Source organism: Chitinophaga sp. CB10, from assembly GCA_001870995.2.
Classification (GTDB): domain Bacteria; phylum Bacteroidota; class Bacteroidia; order Chitinophagales; family Chitinophagaceae; genus Chitinophaga.
Map to the genome: position 1 here is coordinate 327474 of MLAV02000005.1, position 17927 is coordinate 345400.

At 46.1% G+C, this 17927-nt stretch carries 7 protein-coding genes and 1 CRISPR repeat array; of the genes, 4 read left to right on the plus strand and 3 right to left on the minus strand.

Annotated features, from left to right (window positions below; translation table 11 throughout):
• The first annotated feature begins 39 nt into the window (after positions 1-39).
• Both BOC67_RS10105 and bla read left to right on the plus strand, forming a co-directional pair.
• Positions 40-2583 (plus strand): TonB-dependent receptor, encoded by a 2544-nt coding sequence (locus BOC67_RS10105; RefSeq protein WP_291909951.1) that lies wholly within the window; start codon positions 40-42, stop codon positions 2581-2583.
• Between the two features lie 117 nt (positions 2584-2700).
• The gene (gene bla / locus BOC67_RS10110; protein ID WP_291909952.1) at positions 2701-3567 is read left to right on the plus strand and encodes a subclass B3 metallo-beta-lactamase; all 867 of its coding nucleotides are present in this window, start codon (positions 2701-2703) and stop codon (positions 3565-3567) included.
• A gap of 143 nt (positions 3568-3710) precedes the next feature.
• Positions 3711-8296: direct repeats of the CRISPR family, unit length 47 nt; unit sequence GTTGTGAATTGCTTTCAAATTTTCTTTCTACCTTAGTAGAACACAAC.
• Positions 8297-8383: 87 nt separating this feature from the next.
• Here the strand turns inward: bla and cas2 are convergent.
• Genes cas2 through cas9 form a run of 3 tightly spaced genes read right to left on the minus strand, consistent with a single transcriptional unit; the run spans position 8384 to position 14209 of the window.
• Positions 8384-8689: a CRISPR-associated endonuclease Cas2 gene (cas2, locus tag BOC67_RS10115; protein WP_291909953.1), complete on the minus strand. Its 306-nt coding sequence runs from the start codon at positions 8687-8689 to the stop codon at positions 8384-8386.
• Between the two features lie 34 nt (positions 8690-8723).
• Entirely contained in the window at positions 8724-9635 is a 912-nt protein-coding gene (gene cas1, locus BOC67_RS10120) for a type II CRISPR-associated endonuclease Cas1 (protein ID WP_291909955.1), read from the minus strand.
• A gap of 11 nt (positions 9636-9646) precedes the next feature.
• A complete protein-coding gene (gene cas9 / locus BOC67_RS10125; protein ID WP_291909957.1) occupies positions 9647-14209 on the minus strand; it encodes a type II CRISPR RNA-guided endonuclease Cas9 in 4563 nt (1520 codons plus the stop codon).
• Between the two features lie 350 nt (positions 14210-14559).
• Between cas9 and BOC67_RS10130 the strand changes: the two genes are divergently transcribed.
• Positions 14560-15300, plus strand: a complete 741-nt coding sequence (locus BOC67_RS10130; protein ID WP_291909959.1) for a GntR family transcriptional regulator — start codon at positions 14560-14562, stop codon at positions 15298-15300.
• A 21-nt stretch (positions 15301-15321) separates the two neighbouring features.
• Positions 15322-17916 carry an ROK family protein gene (locus tag BOC67_RS10135; protein WP_291909961.1) on the plus strand — a complete coding sequence of 865 codons (2595 nt, stop codon included), beginning with the start codon at positions 15322-15324 and terminating at the stop codon, positions 17914-17916.
• The last annotated feature ends 11 nt before the right edge of the window (positions 17917-17927 follow it).

A 17927-nucleotide genomic window follows, 5' to 3' on the forward strand; every position in this document is an offset into this window, starting at 1 on the left:
CAATCAAAATCAACGCAAAACCTATAATCAGTAAAATCCATGACCAAGTTTTTACAGCTATTCATCCCTGTGCTGCTATTGGCGCACCTTGCCACGGCGCAACAGGTGCTGAAAGGGCGGATTAAGAACAGCGAAGGAACGCCCCTGCCCGGCGCCACCATTGTGGTAAGAGGCACGGCGACCTATGCCATTTCCGACTCGCTGGGCCATTTCAGCATCCAGACAAAAAAGGACAGGCCGCAAACCCTGCTGGTTAGTTTCATTGGCCACAAGCAGCTGGAAGTGCCGGTATCAAAGCATTCCGGCGGCGACCTGGAACTGACCCTCGCCAAAAATGACCTCCTCTCTGAAGTAGTGATCACTGCGCGCAGGAGGAAGGAAACCCTGCAGAACGTTCCGATTCCCATTACGGTGCTGAGTGGCACGCTGGCAGAGGATGCCGGCGCGTTTAACGTGAACCGGCTGAAGGAGCTGATCCCCTCCGTGCAGTTATATTCTTCCAACCCGAGGAATACCGGTTTGAGCATCCGCGGCCTGGGAACTACGTTTGGGCTGACCAATGACGGCATTGACCCGGGAGTGGGATTTTATGTAGACGGCGTGTACTATGCGCGCACGGCCGCTACCACGATCGACTTCCTCGATGTTGAACAGATTGAGGTACTGCGCGGTCCCCAGGGTACGTTATTCGGGAAGAATACTACTGCGGGCGCTTTCAACATCACGACCAAGAAGCCTTCGTTCGATCCCGGCGCTACATTTGAGCTGAGCTATGGCAACTACGGTTATATCCAGGCTAAAACCAGCATCACCGGGCCGCTGGGCAAGAACTTCGCCGCGCGTGTATCCTTTGTGGGTACGCAGCGCGACGGCCTGCTTTATAATGTGAAAACGGACAAGAAGGTGAACGACCTCAATAACCTTGGGGGGCGCTTTCAACTGCTGTATAAACCTTCGGAGAAGGTGGAAGTCCTTTTTGCGGCGGACGCCACCCGCCAGCGCCCGGATGGCTATGCACAGGTGTACGCCGGCGCGGCGCCTACGCTGCGTGCGGGCTACCGGCAATATGCCGCGATTACTGCGGACCTGAATTATAAGGTGCCCAGCACGAATCCGTTTGACCGGGTGATTGACCATGATACGCCATGGCGCTCCAACCAGGATTTTGGCGGAGCGTCCGTGAACGTGGATATCCACCTGGGCAATGGTAAGCTGACTTCTACGACGGCATATCGTTACTGGAACTGGGATCCGTCCAACGACCGCGATTTCACCGGTTTGCAGGCGCTGGCAAAATCGCAGGCGCCATCGAAACACAAGCAATGGTCCCAGGAGGTACGCTGGGCCGGCAGCCTGTTGCCGAATGTATCCGCCGTATTCGGGGTATTCGCCTTCGGGCAGAAGCTGGGGCCTGACGGCGCGCATGTGGAAGAATCGGGCAAGGACACCTGGCGTTTTTCCCAAAGCTCCACCAGCAGCCTGTGGAAAACTCCGGGGCTGTTTGACGGTTTTGGAATCCGCTCCTATCCTAACCTGAAAACCTTTAGTGGCGCTATCTTCGGCCAGCTGGACTGGAAGATTACGGAGCATCTCAGCATCCTGCCAGGCTTGCGTTTTAACTATGATAATAAGGAGGTTAATTTCAGGAGAGAAGTATATGGCGGTTTACAAACGGAGGATCCGCAGCTGCAGGCCCTCAAAAATGGGATATACACGAATCAGTCGTTCGAGTCAAAAATCGACGATACGAATTTCTCCGGTCAGTTAACGATTTCCTATAAAGCCAACGACCGCATTAATGCTTTTGCCACTTACTCCACCGGCTTTAAGCCTGTAGGGCTGAACCTGGGCGGCTTGCCTACGGTGTCAGGCAAAGTGATGACGGAGCTGGCGGTGGTGAAGCCGGAGTCCGTACGGCACTACGAAGTAGGTTTGAAGACTTCGCCTACTGATTACTCCACCGTCAACCTGACGGTATATAATACAGATATTTCCGACTACCAGACGCAGGTGCAGGCAGCGGACCTTTCAGTAAACCGCGGTTACCTGGCCAATGCTGAAAAGGTGCGTGTACGCGGCGTGGAAGTGGATGCCAACCTGCGTGTGAGGGAGTTCCTTTCCCTTTATGGCGGCCTTGCCTATACGGAAGGGAAGTATGTGAAATTCACCAATGCGCCGCCTCCGCTGGAGGAAACCGGCGGGCCTACGTTTAAGGATATTTCCGGGGGCGACCTTCCCGGTATTTCCAAATGGGCAGGATCACTGGGCGGAGAGTTGACGGCGAAGGGAAGCTTGATCAGCCTGAAAGGCAGTTACTTCCTGGCTTTGGAAGGATTTTACCGTTCGAGGTTTTCGTCCAACCCGTCGCCTTCGCAGTATCTGCAGGTGGGGTATTACAGTTTGCTCAACGCCCGCCTGGGATTCCGCGCGGCGAGCGGCCTGACGGTATTCGTATGGTCCCGCAACCTGCTGGATGAAAAATACTACGAGCAGCTGCTGCCGGGCGCCGGCAATGCCGGTCAATATGCGGCCGTGCTGGGCGATCCGCGGACCTATGGGGTAACCATCCGTTATTCGTTATAAAATTATCTTCTTTTGCCGGGGGGCAGCGGAAATTTACCGCTGCTCCTTTTTTATTTTCCGGATGTGTATAATCCTTAATTTGCGAATTAATCGATTACTTCATCCCGAAATTTTCATATGCACCTCTTTAAGAAATTAGTACCGGCATTGCTGTGTACAGGCATCAGCTTTTATGCGCATGCCCAAAAAGTAGTGGAACCTGCCAATACCAATGCGGACTGGACCAAGCTGTATCAACCGTTCCGCATTGTCGGCAATCTTTATTATGTGGGCACCTACGACCTGGCGAGTTACCTGATTACTACGCCGGCCGGGCACTTCCTGGTGAATACGGGGCTTGCATCGTCCGCGGAGGTTATTAAGAAGAATGTGGAGTCGCTCGGCTTTAAGTTTTCCGACATTAAAATCCTGCTCACCAACCAGGCCCATTATGACCATGTAGGCGCAATGGCGGCCATCCAGGAGATGACCGGCGCGAAATTTATGGTGGACGCCGGCGATGCCTCGGTAGTAAAAACCGGCGGCAGAACGGATTATGAGCTGGGTGGTAAAGTGAGCATGTTTAAGCCGGTCAAAATATCCAGGGAATTACATGACAGGGATGTGGTAGGCCTGGGAGATACCAAGCTGCTTGTACTTCACCATCCCGGCCATACGAAAGGTTCCTGCAGTTTTTTACTGGAGGTGAAAGATGGCGGGAAAACTTATAAAGTGTTACTGGCCAACATCCCGACGATTATTACGGAAAAGAAGTTTGCGGAGGTAAAGGCTTACCCGGAGATCAGCGCGGATTATAAATATACGCTGGATACGATGCCGAAGGTGCAGTTTGATATTTGGGTGGCGGCGCATGCGAGCCAGTTTAATTTGCAGCGGTTGAGGAATGAGGGGGAGGGGTATAATCCGGGGTTGTTTATGAGCAGGGAGGGGTATGAGAGGAGGTTGGAGAAGATAAGGAGGGAGTATGAGGGGAAGGTGAGGTGAGGGGTGTATGGTGTTGGGGGGAGGTGAAATTATGTTGATATATTAGATAGCGGGGGTGGAATGGGGGGCGGTGAATTGTATTAATTTTTTTTGATGGCTGAGTAGAGCAAGATTTTCAACACCATCCCTCCCGGCGGGGGTTTGTTGTGAATTGCTTTCAAATTTGCTTTCTACCTAGTAGAACACAACGTCCTTTCTGTTTTGGTCGCTCGGTGGCGGGTTGTGAATTGCTTTTAAATTTTCTTTCTACCTTAGTAGAACACAACCCACAGAGTAGGTAAGCCCATTAGCGCCGAGTTGTGAATTGCTTTCAAATTTTCTTTCTACCTTAGTAGAACACAACACAATGATCCGGGAATCCCCGACAAGTTGTGTTGTGAATTGCTTTCAAATTTTCTTTCTACCTTAGTAGAACACAACGGAATCCCTTGCTCATACTCAGCACAAAACGTTGTGAATTGCTTTCAAATTTTCTTTCTACCTTAGTAGAACACAACTTGGCATCCTTAGTAGTTAAGCCGTCCACAGTTGTGAATTGCTTTCAAATTTTCTTTCTACCTTAGTAGAACACAACACACAGTTTCAGGTCAGGAACACTGCAGCAGTTGTGAATTGCTTTCAAATTTTCTTTCTACCTTAGTAGAACACAACATACAGTTTCAGGTCAGGAACACTGCAGCAGTTGTGAATTGCTTTCAAATTTTCTTTCTACCTTAGTAGAACACAACGGGTACAACTCATACGCTGCCCTTCACAGGGTTGTGAATTGCTTTCAAATTTTCTTTCTACCTTAGTAGAACACAACAACCTGTGGACATCCACTGGTATTTTCAGTTGTGAATTGCTTTCAAATTTTCTTTCTACCTTAGTAGAACACAACGCTCCACGAAGGAAGAGGCAGCGAAGATGCGTTGTGAATTGCTTTCAAATTTTCTTTCTACCTTAGTAGAACACAACAGCAACTTGCTGCTGTGAATAACCCAATACGTTGTGAATTGCTTTCAAATTTTCTTTCTACCTTAGTAGAACACAACTTCAATGGTGGGAATGAGCAACAGCTGAAGTTGTGAATTGCTTTCAAATTTTCTTTCTACCTTAGTAGAACACAACGGAGTTGATAAAGGCCGCTGAGGGTATCTAGTTGTGAATTGCTTTCAAATTTTCTTTCTACCTTAGTAGAACACAACAGTCCCTACTGGCGCACCAGTCACCATGCAGTTGTGAATTGCTTTCAAATTTTCTTTCTACCTTAGTAGAACACAACACTTCTTCATTGGCACCTATACTAACTGGTGTTGTGAATTGCTTTCAAATTTTCTTTCTACCTTAGTAGAACACAACAATGGAGGTTAAGCCAACACCAACCCCTTAGTTGTGAATTGCTTTCAAATTTTCTTTCTACCTTAGTAGAACACAACACTGGTTGGTTAAGAATGATTCGAATTATCGTTGTGAATTGCTTTCAAATTTTCTTTCTACCTTAGTAGAACACAACCTCACATTATAGATAGGTCCCCATCGCTCAGTTGTGAATTGCTTTCAAATTTTCTTTCTACCTTAGTAGAACACAACTCTTCTCATGCGGGATATCCCCTACTGATAGTTGTGAATTGCTTTCAAATTTTCTTTCTACCTTAGTAGAACACAACTTTCTGATCGGGCAAGACGGAGGGCATTCTGTTGTGAATTGCTTTCAAATTTTCTTTCTACCTTAGTAGAACACAACTCTTATCCTTATTTTCCTGCATGTAAATTTGTTGTGAATTGCTTTCAAATTTTCTTTCTACCTTAGTAGAACACAACAAGGTGTCATAAATACTATCAGATGGTACGGTTGTGAATTGCTTTCAAATTTTCTTTCTACCTTAGTAGAACACAACATTGTCTGAGCTCCATCCTTTGTTTTTTCGGTTGTGAATTGCTTTCAAATTTTCTTTCTACCTTAGTAGAACACAACGCCGCACGTCGGTGGAAATGTCCGTGGTGAGTTGTGAATTGCTTTCAAATTTTCTTTCTACCTTAGTAGAACACAACTACTTCGGAATGAAATGATCACTGTATCTGGTTGTGAATTGCTTTCAAATTTTCTTTCTACCTTAGTAGAACACAACCCAGTTGTAGGGCCGCACACCCACGGCTACGTTGTGAATTGCTTTCAAATTTTCTTTCTACCTTAGTAGAACACAACAATGTGGCAACGGGGCTGGTAGATTCCCTGGTTGTGAATTGCTTTCAAATTTTCTTTCTACCTTAGTAGAACACAACTGAACGTATTTCCTTGATGGAAGCCCAATTGTTGTGAATTGCTTTCAAATTTTCTTTCTACCTTAGTAGAACACAACAAGTCATACGAACTTATGAAATCTGAACTGGTTGTGAATTGCTTTCAAATTTTCTTTCTACCTTAGTAGAACACAACGTCCCGTCTGTCGCATAATAATGGTAATACGTTGTGAATTGCTTTCAAATTTTCTTTCTACCTTAGTAGAACACAACGGGTAATGGGTCGTAACGAGATGACTACGCGTTGTGAATTGCTTTCAAATTTTCTTTCTACCTTAGTAGAACACAACATATAGCCGGCAAGGTAGATGTTTCCGCCAGTTGTGAATTGCTTTCAAATTTTCTTTCTACCTTAGTAGAACACAACGGAAGTCACTATTTTTAAATCCATATGGAGGTTGTGAATTGCTTTCAAATTTTCTTTCTACCTTAGTAGAACACAACTGGTGAACGTGACCCAACTGATCGCCGAGTGTTGTGAATTGCTTTCAAATTTTCTTTCTACCTTAGTAGAACACAACAGAAAGTGCGGGATACCGGTTTGACCCTTCGTTGTGAATTGCTTTCAAATTTTCTTTCTACCTTAGTAGAACACAACCAATTTTTTGATCAACTTTACATCATCAGCGTTGTGAATTGCTTTCAAATTTTCTTTCTACCTTAGTAGAACACAACTGACCGGCAGAGGCTCCCGCACTTTCCCGGGTTGTGAATTGCTTTCAAATTTTCTTTCTACCTTAGTAGAACACAACAGAACGATGTGCTGGCAGTTCGTAATGGGCGTTGTGAATTGCTTTCAAATTTTCTTTCTACCTTAGTAGAACACAACCGGGAAACCGTAAGGCTGCAGCCGATAAGGGTTGTGAATTGCTTTCAAATTTTCTTTCTACCTTAGTAGAACACAACACTCCGCCAAGCATTCCGCCATTATCAATGGTTGTGAATTGCTTTCAAATTTTCTTTCTACCTTAGTAGAACACAACTAACAGTGGCACAATGCCGCTATGAAACCCGTTGTGAATTGCTTTCAAATTTTCTTTCTACCTTAGTAGAACACAACCGCGAGCCTTACGGCCATGCCAGTGTTACCGTTGTGAATTGCTTTCAAATTTTCTTTCTACCTTAGTAGAACACAACCCCAGCTCCGCGGCCTCCTGTTCGCAGTGCGTTGTGAATTGCTTTCAAATTTTCTTTCTACCTTAGTAGAACACAACTGCATATCATAGGAAGTACCGCCGTGACGCGTTGTGAATTGCTTTCAAATTTTCTTTCTACCTTAGTAGAACACAACCGCCGCATTTTGTTGCGCAGGTGGTTGCGTGTTGTGAATTGCTTTCAAATTTTCTTTCTACCTTAGTAGAACACAACCGGATCGATTTTGATAATTACAACAATTAAGTTGTGAATTGCTTTCAAATTTTCTTTCTACCTTAGTAGAACACAACTTGTTCAGCGCAACATAGCGCAGCGCATCTGTTGTGAATTGCTTTCAAATTTTCTTTCTACCTTAGTAGAACACAACCCAGGTGACGGGCTGGATATCCGGCGTCAAGTTGTGAATTGCTTTCAAATTTTCTTTCTACCTTAGTAGAACACAACTTTGCTTCTATTTCTTCTATCCCAGCTGGCGTTGTGAATTGCTTTCAAATTTTCTTTCTACCTTAGTAGAACACAACCGGTAACGGTAACCACTGCCCGCCTCGCTGGTTGTGAATTGCTTTCAAATTTTCTTTCTACCTTAGTAGAACACAACCAGTGAACCCATTTGAGTTAATCACAGTAAGTTGTGAATTGCTTTCAAATTTTCTTTCTACCTTAGTAGAACACAACAAAAATATCTTCTTCGTCACCCCTTCTCGTGTTGTGAATTGCTTTCAAATTTTCTTTCTACCTTAGTAGAACACAACACACGGACATATACGGGGTAATCGAAGGCAGTTGTGAATTGCTTTCAAATTTTCTTTCTACCTTAGTAGAACACAACAATATATGTAGTGGAAGGCAAGCCATGACCGTTGTGAATTGCTTTCAAATTTTCTTTCTACCTTAGTAGAACACAACTATAATTATCAGTTAACCCTTGCTGACGCCGTTGTGAATTGCTTTCAAATTTTCTTTCTACCTTAGTAGAACACAACCCTACACTAGCGATGAACTGACAGTGTGGGGTTGTGAATTGCTTTCAAATTTTCTTTCTACCTTAGTAGAACACAACATTATGTCATATATAGTACAGGCAGACTTTGTTGTGAATTGCTTTCAAATTTTCTTTCTACCTTAGTAGAACACAACCTTATACGTGCCATATAGCACATATGGCGGGTTGTGAATTGCTTTCAAATTTTCTTTCTACCTTAGTAGAACACAACTGTATGGCCTGCCGGAAGTGAAGCAGTTCTGTTGTGAATTGCTTTCAAATTTTCTTTCTACCTTAGTAGAACACAACAGAAAACGCCCAAACCTTTACCACATAAAGGTCTGGGCGTTTTTCAATCAGAAAAAAAACCAAAAATAATTACCTAAAAAGTATAATTCAGAACAATTCCAGCTGTTGTACTGTATCCGGCGGCTTTACACACTTAATACCTGAAAATATCTCCATCTGGCCAAATTGCTTATCCGTAACCACTAAAATTCCTACATGCCCTTTTGGAGGTAGCATCAGCTTCACCCTACGGACATGCGTATCAGCACTTTCTCTACTGGTACAATGCCTCAAATAAATACTAAACTGAAACATGGAAAAGCCATCTTTTAGAATGTTTTTCCTGAAAAGCATATAGTTCCGCTTTTCTTTTTTCGTTTCTGTTGGTAAATCAAAGAAGACAAGTACCCACATAATCCGATATGCATTTAGCCTGGTATTCAATATGTCATTTGAAATTTCCATCAGGGAAAGTTGGATATAATATTTTTCTCATACTTCCATCAAAACATTTAGCCAGACTGGCCGTAGTCTTTTGCACTGCAATCGCCAATGGGCTCTTTCCCCCTTCCAACATTACATCCAGGACAGGTATTTCAAGCAAACTTCGTTTAAGCTCTGTTGTCAGTACATGGGCGGGATTATTAATATCATGTAGTCTTAGTACAAGTTGATCCACAAAAGGCCGATAAGGCTCCATGATGTCATCTGCAAGACAATAAGCATTGTATTGGTTCCTGTGAAAAATCCCCAACGTAGGCAATAAACCTGAGCCAACCAGGCATCGTGCAACTAAAGCCCTTAAAACCGCATAGCCGTAATTGAGAAGCGAATTAGGAGGAGGTCCAAACCTATCACGGTAAAAGCCGGATTTCAACCCAAAGATATACTTCCAGTAAAAAACGGCAGCTTTGGCTTCAATGTTATCGGGGTCCCCGCTTCTCACTGATTTCGAATATTCAAGTAATATTCTGCTTTCCTCCACATTACCTGCCAATACGCAATATTGATTAAATACCTTGGCAGTTACTGTTTGTTGCCAAAGCTGTTTTTTCAAGGGCTGCGTAGCCTCCACCTGGTAACGGAACCGCTGGCTCTGCAACGTATGCCCCTCTAAATTCAGTAACAGGCCGGAAGGATGATGCGTATGGTTACATGTAATTAAGGCCACATTATGATGGAGCAATTTCTCAATTACAGCCTGGGTAATTGTAATCTGGGGATGGTCTAAAATGACAATCCCCAGATCTTCAATAACTGCAGTGTGACGATCACCACTTGCTACCAGCTCAATGACCAGCTGGTTATCCTTTGTTTTCAAATAAGCGGGGTTACCGAAATACAAAGTTCGTTTTAACATGCCTGAAGAAACTAATTACCTGAAAGAATAGATTTTGTAGCACTCACCAATTGGCCAATTCTGTTAATCTTTAATTTAACACAACATGACTTTATCTGGATTCCATCCAGTGACCGCTCACTTTTATTATTGCTGCCCATTTCATTTTCTATAATCTCCTTCGCATAGTAATGGGGAACAAAATGAGCTTCTTTGTCGGTACAGCTTACGAACTTATAGATACGATCAACACTCTTACCCTCTAACGCAGATAGCTTCAAAGGTTGTCCGGAGGATAACTCCTCTTCAGTCGGTACATATACCAGGTCGTTCGGAGTTAAACTCATCAGTAAAATATTTCCCTCCTCATCCGTTTCCGGAACAGGTGGCAAACCGGATTTCAGGCGTTCAATAGCTAAACTCAAAGAGATTGTGCAATAAGTCCTCTTCCCATCAGCCTGTTGATATATGCCAAAATATAAATTTGTCCCTTTTTCCGCCTGTACAAGCTTACTACTCTTAGCCCCACTATTGCCAAGCACAAATTTATTTCCCCGAGCCTCAAAAAGTCTCACTTTATAAATAGGATGATGAAACTTTCCATCATTCAAGATGATAATGTTCCTATTTAGTAAATCCAGTCCCTCTACAGAAAAAGCTAGTTCCGGATGCTGCGTTAACTTTCCGTCCACTATTTCATCAAAGGATTGCAGATGTTTTTTAAGTATCTGCTTAATACCGGTATCCGTTATCTGCTCTATATTTTTAACTGTAAACTTCTCACTTAGTGACACGCGTCTTGCGGCATATGACCCTTGCCCCGCCTTGTCCACTTCCCAAAAATGCACCTCAACTCTTTTGGGAACCTCAGCCGCCAGCAGCTCTTTTTGAATGGACTTCTTATCCTTACCAGATGCCAGCAGACTTCGTACCTTCCTCCTTATCCGCTTATCTACTATCATATCAACATCATCAATTGCAATTGATAAATTGACTAACTTCTTACTTCTTAACTTAACCGCGCCGTAAATGGTATCCTGATGCAAAGGCTTCCTTACCGCCCATAGCTTTTCACCATGCTGCCTTGCCAGTACCTTTTCCAACTGCCCATCCTTATTACGTTCGTATTTGGTATATCTGTTAACAGTTCTGTTAATCACACGGTTTACCTGGCGGAAGCTGACCACCATGTTTTCCAAAATTGCCCTTACATCCTGCGTGAAGGTTTCCCATGGTTTTATGAACTCCCAGGAATACCCATCTTGCCCTGTTCCATTAGGTTTTTTAAAACATAATTTTTGACGGAGGTCATACCGTTTTTTTTGTTTTTCCTCCTTATTTGCCTTGCCCAGAGCCGTTTCATTATTCAGATAATTAATATGGTCCCTGGTGGTACAAGCCACTATTATCGCATCCAGGGCATGATGGCGATGGTCAATTCTTTTCTTGTTGAATCCTTCCTGATCCGCCAAAGGAACCTCTGGCAAAAACTTACCTGTCCTGGGATTGATGCTTCCATACTTTCCCGGTGTTCCTTTCAACTCATTCAGCCTTTCAAATCGAGGTGCAATAATGCTGTTCCACACATCATTTAATCCCCATTGTTGCCGCAAAATAGCCGTTACGCCACCAGAGCAAGTAACAATATTCCGGGGAATGGCTTCCTGCTCATCCTCCCCGCGAACGAGGTTACCCAGCAATTCACGGATATACCTTGAAATATACCTGGTATCATTTAACTGACGCTGGATAAATGCTTCCGGAATATCATCCATAAGCAACCGCTTCATCTTCCCCCTGTTCTTTCCATAGCACTCCTTAACCAGCTTTTCATACTCCTCCAGTGCCAGTATCTTCACCGTTTTACCCGGGCCGGATAATTCCGTCACTATTCTGCCCATAGAGCTGGCTATAAACTCATATGCAGTTTGATTGCCCTTATAATCCGCGTTCACCACTGATTCACAAATCACCTTGTTGTTCAGGGAATCGTCGTAATAGCGACTCTTTGGCAGTATGTGCTCAATTTCATATGCCGGCGTAAACAGCTTACTAAGCGGTATTATTTCCCCGGTATAGGGCGACCTGTACTTCTGCTCCAGCCACAATTTATACCTGACCAGCTGGGATGAGGACGGGGAGGCCATGCGTGATATTTTACTGATATCGTCAGGAAGGTTTTTTTCATACGCTGATAATACCCCCTCCTCATAAATTTTGAGTATTTCCAGCTGAGAAGGAGAGTTAGGACGCACGTTTTCTATTTCAGCATCGTTCATCAATTCCTGCAACAGGGCTTTTAGCCGGAGGTTGGTTTGCTCATTGGCCAACGCTGCCTCCGTTATCTTGCGGCGGTCTTCGTTGGTATTTTTCATTTCCCGCCCAAGCTCTATATGTATTTCATCAAAAAAGCGGGAATCGGGCGAACCATAAGTTTTCCATAATTCCCTGACCACTTTAAGGCATTCCGCCACCACCCGTTCCACAGTGGGATTACGCAGAGAACCCATTTTTAATTCCTGCCGGATAAAATTATCAAGATCTTCCAGCTTCGTCCAAACCTTTATATCCTTTGCCTCGGCATGACGGTCATAAACAATGTAAGTCGCCAACCATTCAGGCAGGCCCTGGAAATCGGAGTGCTCCTTTAGCTGAATTGTCTTTTCACGCACACGATCGCGAATACCGGCATCATATTCGCCTGTTAATATTTTATCTATACGGCCGCGGGTCTTTTCATCGATACTGTCATAACTCCAGCGATCCCCCCAACGCATTAATTGTAGCAACTTCCGGGTGGCCTTATAGGAATAGGCGCCATATGCATTTTCGAATGGCGGGAACTTTATAAATACGTCCGCAAAGTTCGATGGTAATTTCTCTTTAATGGCGAATTTGGTCAGTGCAGATTGTAGTTCCCTGGGATCAGTCACAGAATACAGAATATGCCATAATGACTCCTGGAATGCAGGAGTTAAAACATCAGCAGCAACTCCTTCCAGCTTTGAGATATACCTCCTCATATCCGCATAGGTCTCATTACAGGGATAGTCACGGTCCTCCACATAATTCCATCTATACAGCGATGCATCCTTTTTCAACTTAAACCCCGGGTACTTAAAAAATGCGGCCTGGTTGACGGAGGCTCTTTCATTCAGCCACAAGAAAAGCTGGAAACGCTCGGCCGGGGTTGGCAGGAAACGGTCCGTCACTTTCACATCAAACACCAACTTCCCGTTTTCATTTACTTCCCGCTGGTAAATCTCCAACTGCTGAACAAACTTTATCAACCGGAATTCCTGGAATAACGGATGAGATTTAGGAATACATTTCAATGGCTCTCTGACCAGCATATCGTCTTTTTTGAATACCCTGCTTTCAAACCTGCAGTTACTGATCAGCCCTTTCTTACTTTTCAACTTCCTCTGATAAAACAGAATATCTTCAATTAACAGATGAATAAAACCCTTTTGCTGTAACCCTATCCGGTGATTTTCGTTAGATGGGTAGAGCTGCATTAGCGAGCGTTCATACAAGCCGGGATCGCTCAATTCAGGATGAAAGCGAAGCTGCGACTCCAAAATTTGATAAAGCTCGTCCTTATAATACTTCCGGTCAATCACCCGCAGTAGCTTACCTTTTATTTTTTCATCGGGGTTTTTCGCCAGTGCGTCAAAGATATATGCCCCTGCTGTTTTACCACTGAGGGTCAAATCATGCTCCGCTCTCGTCTTTTGTAATATCCAGGCATCGTCTTTGGGAGCACTGATGCTTTGTTTTATCCGGCCGTCCTTACCCAGCTTAGGATTTCCGGCATCATCCAGATCTGTAGTTACAATCAGCTCCAGGATATTTCCTTCCAGCATTGGAGGCATTTTACTCGCCCGCTTGTAGATCAGGCCATTTTCCAGATGGATATTGTACCACTCTTCCCCTGTCTGCTTCCTGTCCCCGGTGGGCTCTACCCTCAAAACGGCTAGTTTCATGTATTCTTCCCTCTTTTTCCTGGGAGCTTCTATATCTTCACCCCTTGCCACCTGATAACCTCTTTTCTGATTAAATTGCAGCAGGATCCATGCAAGCTCTTCTCTCGTAACAGGCTGGGTTAGCGCTTTCTTACGTAAATAGTAGATTGTCCAGTCATACGGAACAAGCATTTCCGGCCCCCTGCCTAATTCCTTCAACATTTCATCGAATGACTGCCGAAATAAAAACTCATTCCTGTTAGTTATTACATTAAAGTTATAGGCAAGTTTTGGCTCCTGGCCCGGAAGAAACTTACCATGATACCTGTTGAAGTCGATCGCAGCGGCATAATGCGCAGGCAGGAAATTAAGTATATTCAATACACTGTGTAACCTCTGCCGCCGAAGCAAAAAGCGTTCATGCAGCCGCCGGACGCTCCTGAGCCTTGTCCTTTCAGATGTGGCAGAGGCCAGGTTCCCTTTATTAAAATCAGCAATCTCCTGCTGATCCATAGGTATGATACGGGGCGCTGCGCCCAAGATGGTATGCTTATTGGCTGATTCGTCTGAGGCAAGGACGCACCATCCGATTGAGTTGGTTCCTAAATCTAATCCCAGGGTTATTTTCATTAGACGCGAAATTTTATGATGAGGTTAATAATTTATAAAAATTTGGTAGTATTCAAAAAATTATTATCTTAGTTGAAATTTGAAAGCAATTCACAATAAGGATTATTCCGTTGTGAAAACATTTAAGGCGGCGTAAGTCGCTTTCTTTTTTTGTCCTATAATCAACGATACATTGGTTATCTTCCTGGCTAAATCCCCGATCAACTCTGAACCAACTGAACGCCCGGTTCCGGCTTCCACAGTAATATAAATTTATTATATCCTTCCCAACCTCCCCTCCCAATTAACATCTGCATAACAATCCCACAATTTTTTTTGCCCTTTCCCCAACTTTCAATATGTTTGAACATATGAATAATATACCTCTCCTGGACCACGACAGCAAAATCCCCCTGCACCAACAGGCGGAAGACCAGCTGCGTAAGCTTATCAGCGAAAATCACTTCCGCGTGGGCGACGCATTTCCCAAAGAAACCGACCTCGCCAAAAGATGGGGTATTTCCAGAAATACTCTCCGGCAGGCCATCTCCAACCTCGTCAGGGACGGCCTCCTGGAAAGGAAAAAACGCAGCGGCACCACCGTTAGCAAAAAGAAAATCACCACCGACCTCGCCAACTGGCTCAGCTTCAGCCACGAGATGGAAGATAAAGGCATCCCGTTCAAAGACCTGAAACATACGGTCAACGTGGTGAAAGCGGATAAAGAAACGGAGGAGCGGCTCGGCATCCCCCACGGCGCCAAAGTGGTATCCCTGGAACGTATCCGCAGTACGGGCCGCAACCCGATGGTGTACTTCCGCTCCTACTTCCACCCAAGGGTGGGCCTTACCGGCAGCGAGAACTTCAAAAAGCCGCTCTACGAACTGCTGGACGAAGAGTTTCATGTAGTGCCCGTGTACTCGCAGGAGGAAATACGCGCCATTGCGGCAACAGAAAAGATTGCCGCCTGGCTGAAAATCACTCCCGGCGCACCGGTGCTGGAACGCAAACGCCTCGTACTGGACGCCGGCCGTAAGCCGATTGAATTCAATATCTGCTATTACCGCAGCGATGCATTTACCTACAGCATAGAAATAAAACGACCCGTTTAGGATAGTAAACAGTTTTGCGCAATGAAGCATAGAAAAATAGGAGTAGACGTGGGCGGCAGCCATGTTACGGCGGCAGCGTATGCCTCAGGTAATACGCCCGTTGAAACCATCCGTAAGCAACTCCATCCTGATATGTCCGCATCGGACATTATCCAAACCATTACCGGGTGCCTGCAACCGCTGCTGCAGCCCGGGGCAGACAGCATTGGCATCGCCTTTCCAGGGCCGTTCGATTATCAGAACGGGATTTGCGCGGTTAATATCGGCAACAAGTTCGGGCCTCTCTTCGGCCTGCATATCAAACAGGTGCTGCAGGACTTTACCGGTACGCCTATCACCTTCGCCAACGATGCTCATTGCTTTGCTACCGGCATCGCGGCCATGTACCCGCAATACGAAGGGCGCACCATCGCGCTCACACTGGGCACCGGCTTCGGCTCCGCCTTCCTCGAAAACGGGCAGCTGCTGACCAGTCATCCGGACATCCCCGCCCCTGGCGCATTTTACCAGGAGCCATTCCTGGAGGGCATTGCGGACGACTACTTTTCCACCCGTTGGCTGCTCAAAGAATTTGAATTTAAAACCGACATGCCCGCCAGCAACGTACGCATGATGACATCGGCATACCCCGAAGCAGCGGCGGCGATTTACGAAGCATTTGGGAAAAACCTGGCTTATTTCCTTCTCCCCCAAATAAAAAAATTTAACTGCCAACACCTGGTAATAGGTGGAAATATTGCGAAGGCATGGCCCCTGTTCCTCCCGGTGCTGAAAGAACTGCTGCCATTGCAAATCCACATCATCGAGGATACGGAAGCGGTCATACTATTCGGCGCTGCCAGTTTGCAACCGGCCGCCGCTGCAAATGCTCCCATCAGGAAAACACTGCAACCACTGCTGCCGGTGACTGCCGGCAATGCCGCCAACGGCTACAACATCTTCCCGTCCTATGCTATCGAACAGCCCGTCCACGAAGGGTTTCAGCAGTTGGCGCAAATGTTGGCCAACGAAAAGACTATCGTCATCGACGGCTTCGGCGGCGTGCTGTGGGAAGGCTTCCGCCAGCAGCTGCACCAGGCATTTGCTTCCCTCGGCAAACAGGTGCGCTGGTACCATACGGATGTATGCCTGCACGACACGGCGTACATCAACCACCTGATCAGCGATTACGTATATACGGACGACCCGGTTTTCGGGAAAGTATATCCTGGCGCCCTGAAAGATTTCTTTAATCCGCAACAGCTGGCCCTGTTGCATCCGGAGGCATTCGACGGGATTAACATCCTCTACGGCGCCGGCGCCGCCCTGGCGAACATTCCCGGGAAGCTGCTGTACATCGACGTTCCGAAGAACGAAATTCAATACCGTATGCGAGCCGGCAGCGTTACGAACATCGGTACCCAGGAGGCGACGTACAGACGGCTGTATTTTATCGACTGGCCCATCCTCAACAAGCATAAAGCCTCCCTCCTGCCGCGGATCGATATCATCATCGATGGCCAACGCCCTGATACCATCACCTTCACCACCGGCAACACGCTCCGCATGGCCCTGGAAGCCATGCTGCATACGGGCTTCCGCGCGAGGCCCTGGTTCGAGGCCGGTGTATGGGGAGGGAACTGGATGAAGCAACATATCCCCGCCCTTAACCAGGACGAGGTGAACTACGCATGGTCCTTCGAGCTGATTTCCCCTGAAAACGGGATCGTCCTCAGCGGGAACGATCATCTCCTCGAAATTTCATTTGACTTCCTCGCCTATCACAATCATAAACTCCTGCTGGGCCGCGCGGCGGAAAGGTTTGGCACGGCGTTCCCTATCCGGTTCGACTTCCTCGATACCTTCGATGGCGGCAACCTTTCCATCCAGTGCCACCCGCGGCCTGATTATACGAGGCAGCACTTCGGCGAGCCATTCACGCAGGATGAAACCTATTATATCCTGGACTGTGAAGCCGATGCAAGGGTTTATTTAGGTTTTCGGGGAGATATAAATGCTGCGGCCTTCCGTGAGACGCTCGACAGGGCACAGCGAACCGGGGAGAAGGTCGATATCAGTAAGTACGTGCAGGAATTTCAGGCTCATAGACATGACCTGTTCCTGATTCCAAACGGCACCGTCCATGCTTCCGGGAAGAACAACCTGGTGCTGGAAATCAGCAGTACGCCCTACATTTTCACTTTCAAGATGTACGACTGGCAAAGGCTTGGCCTGGACGGAAAGCCACGGCCCATCCACCTGGAACGCGCATTCGACAACCTTTACTTCGACCGCAAAGGCAGTTATGTACCGGAGAAACTGATTTCGCATCCCTACACGGCTGCCACTTTCCCGAACGGCAGAAAAGTGAAGTTGCCTACCCATGAGGAACATTTTTATACCGTCGACCGGTACGAGTTTACCGGCGCCATCACCATTCCCTGCGAGGGGCAATGCCACATTTGTATGCTGGTAGAAGGAAATGCGATCGAGGTAACCACCCATGGCCTCCGCCAGGAATTTAAATACGCGGAAACGTTTGTGATCCCGGCTGGCGCTGAATCGTACGAATGCCGCTACCAGGGCGAAGGAACGGCCTACCTCGTAGTGGCCTACGTTAAACACGAGCATTGCTAACTGTAAATAGC

Bases quoted from the DNA above. Each gene is read 5' to 3' on its own strand.
- BOC67_RS10105 (WP_291909951.1), top strand. From the start codon at position 40: ATGACCAAGTTTTTACAGCTATTCATCCCTGTGCTGCTATTGGCGCAC.
- bla (WP_291909952.1), top strand. From the start codon at position 2,701: ATGCACCTCTTTAAGAAATTAGTACCGGCATTGCTGTGTACAGGCATC.
- cas2 (WP_291909953.1), bottom strand. From the start codon at position 8,689: ATGTGGGTACTTGTCTTCTTTGATTTACCAACAGAAACGAAAAAAGAA.
- cas1 (WP_291909955.1), bottom strand. From the start codon at position 9,635: ATGTTAAAACGAACTTTGTATTTCGGTAACCCCGCTTATTTGAAAACA.
- cas9 (WP_291909957.1), bottom strand. From the start codon at position 14,209: ATGAAAATAACCCTGGGATTAGATTTAGGAACCAACTCAATCGGATGG.
- BOC67_RS10130 (WP_291909959.1), top strand. From the start codon at position 14,560: ATGAATAATATACCTCTCCTGGACCACGACAGCAAAATCCCCCTGCAC.
- BOC67_RS10135 (WP_291909961.1), top strand. From the start codon at position 15,322: ATGAAGCATAGAAAAATAGGAGTAGACGTGGGCGGCAGCCATGTTACG.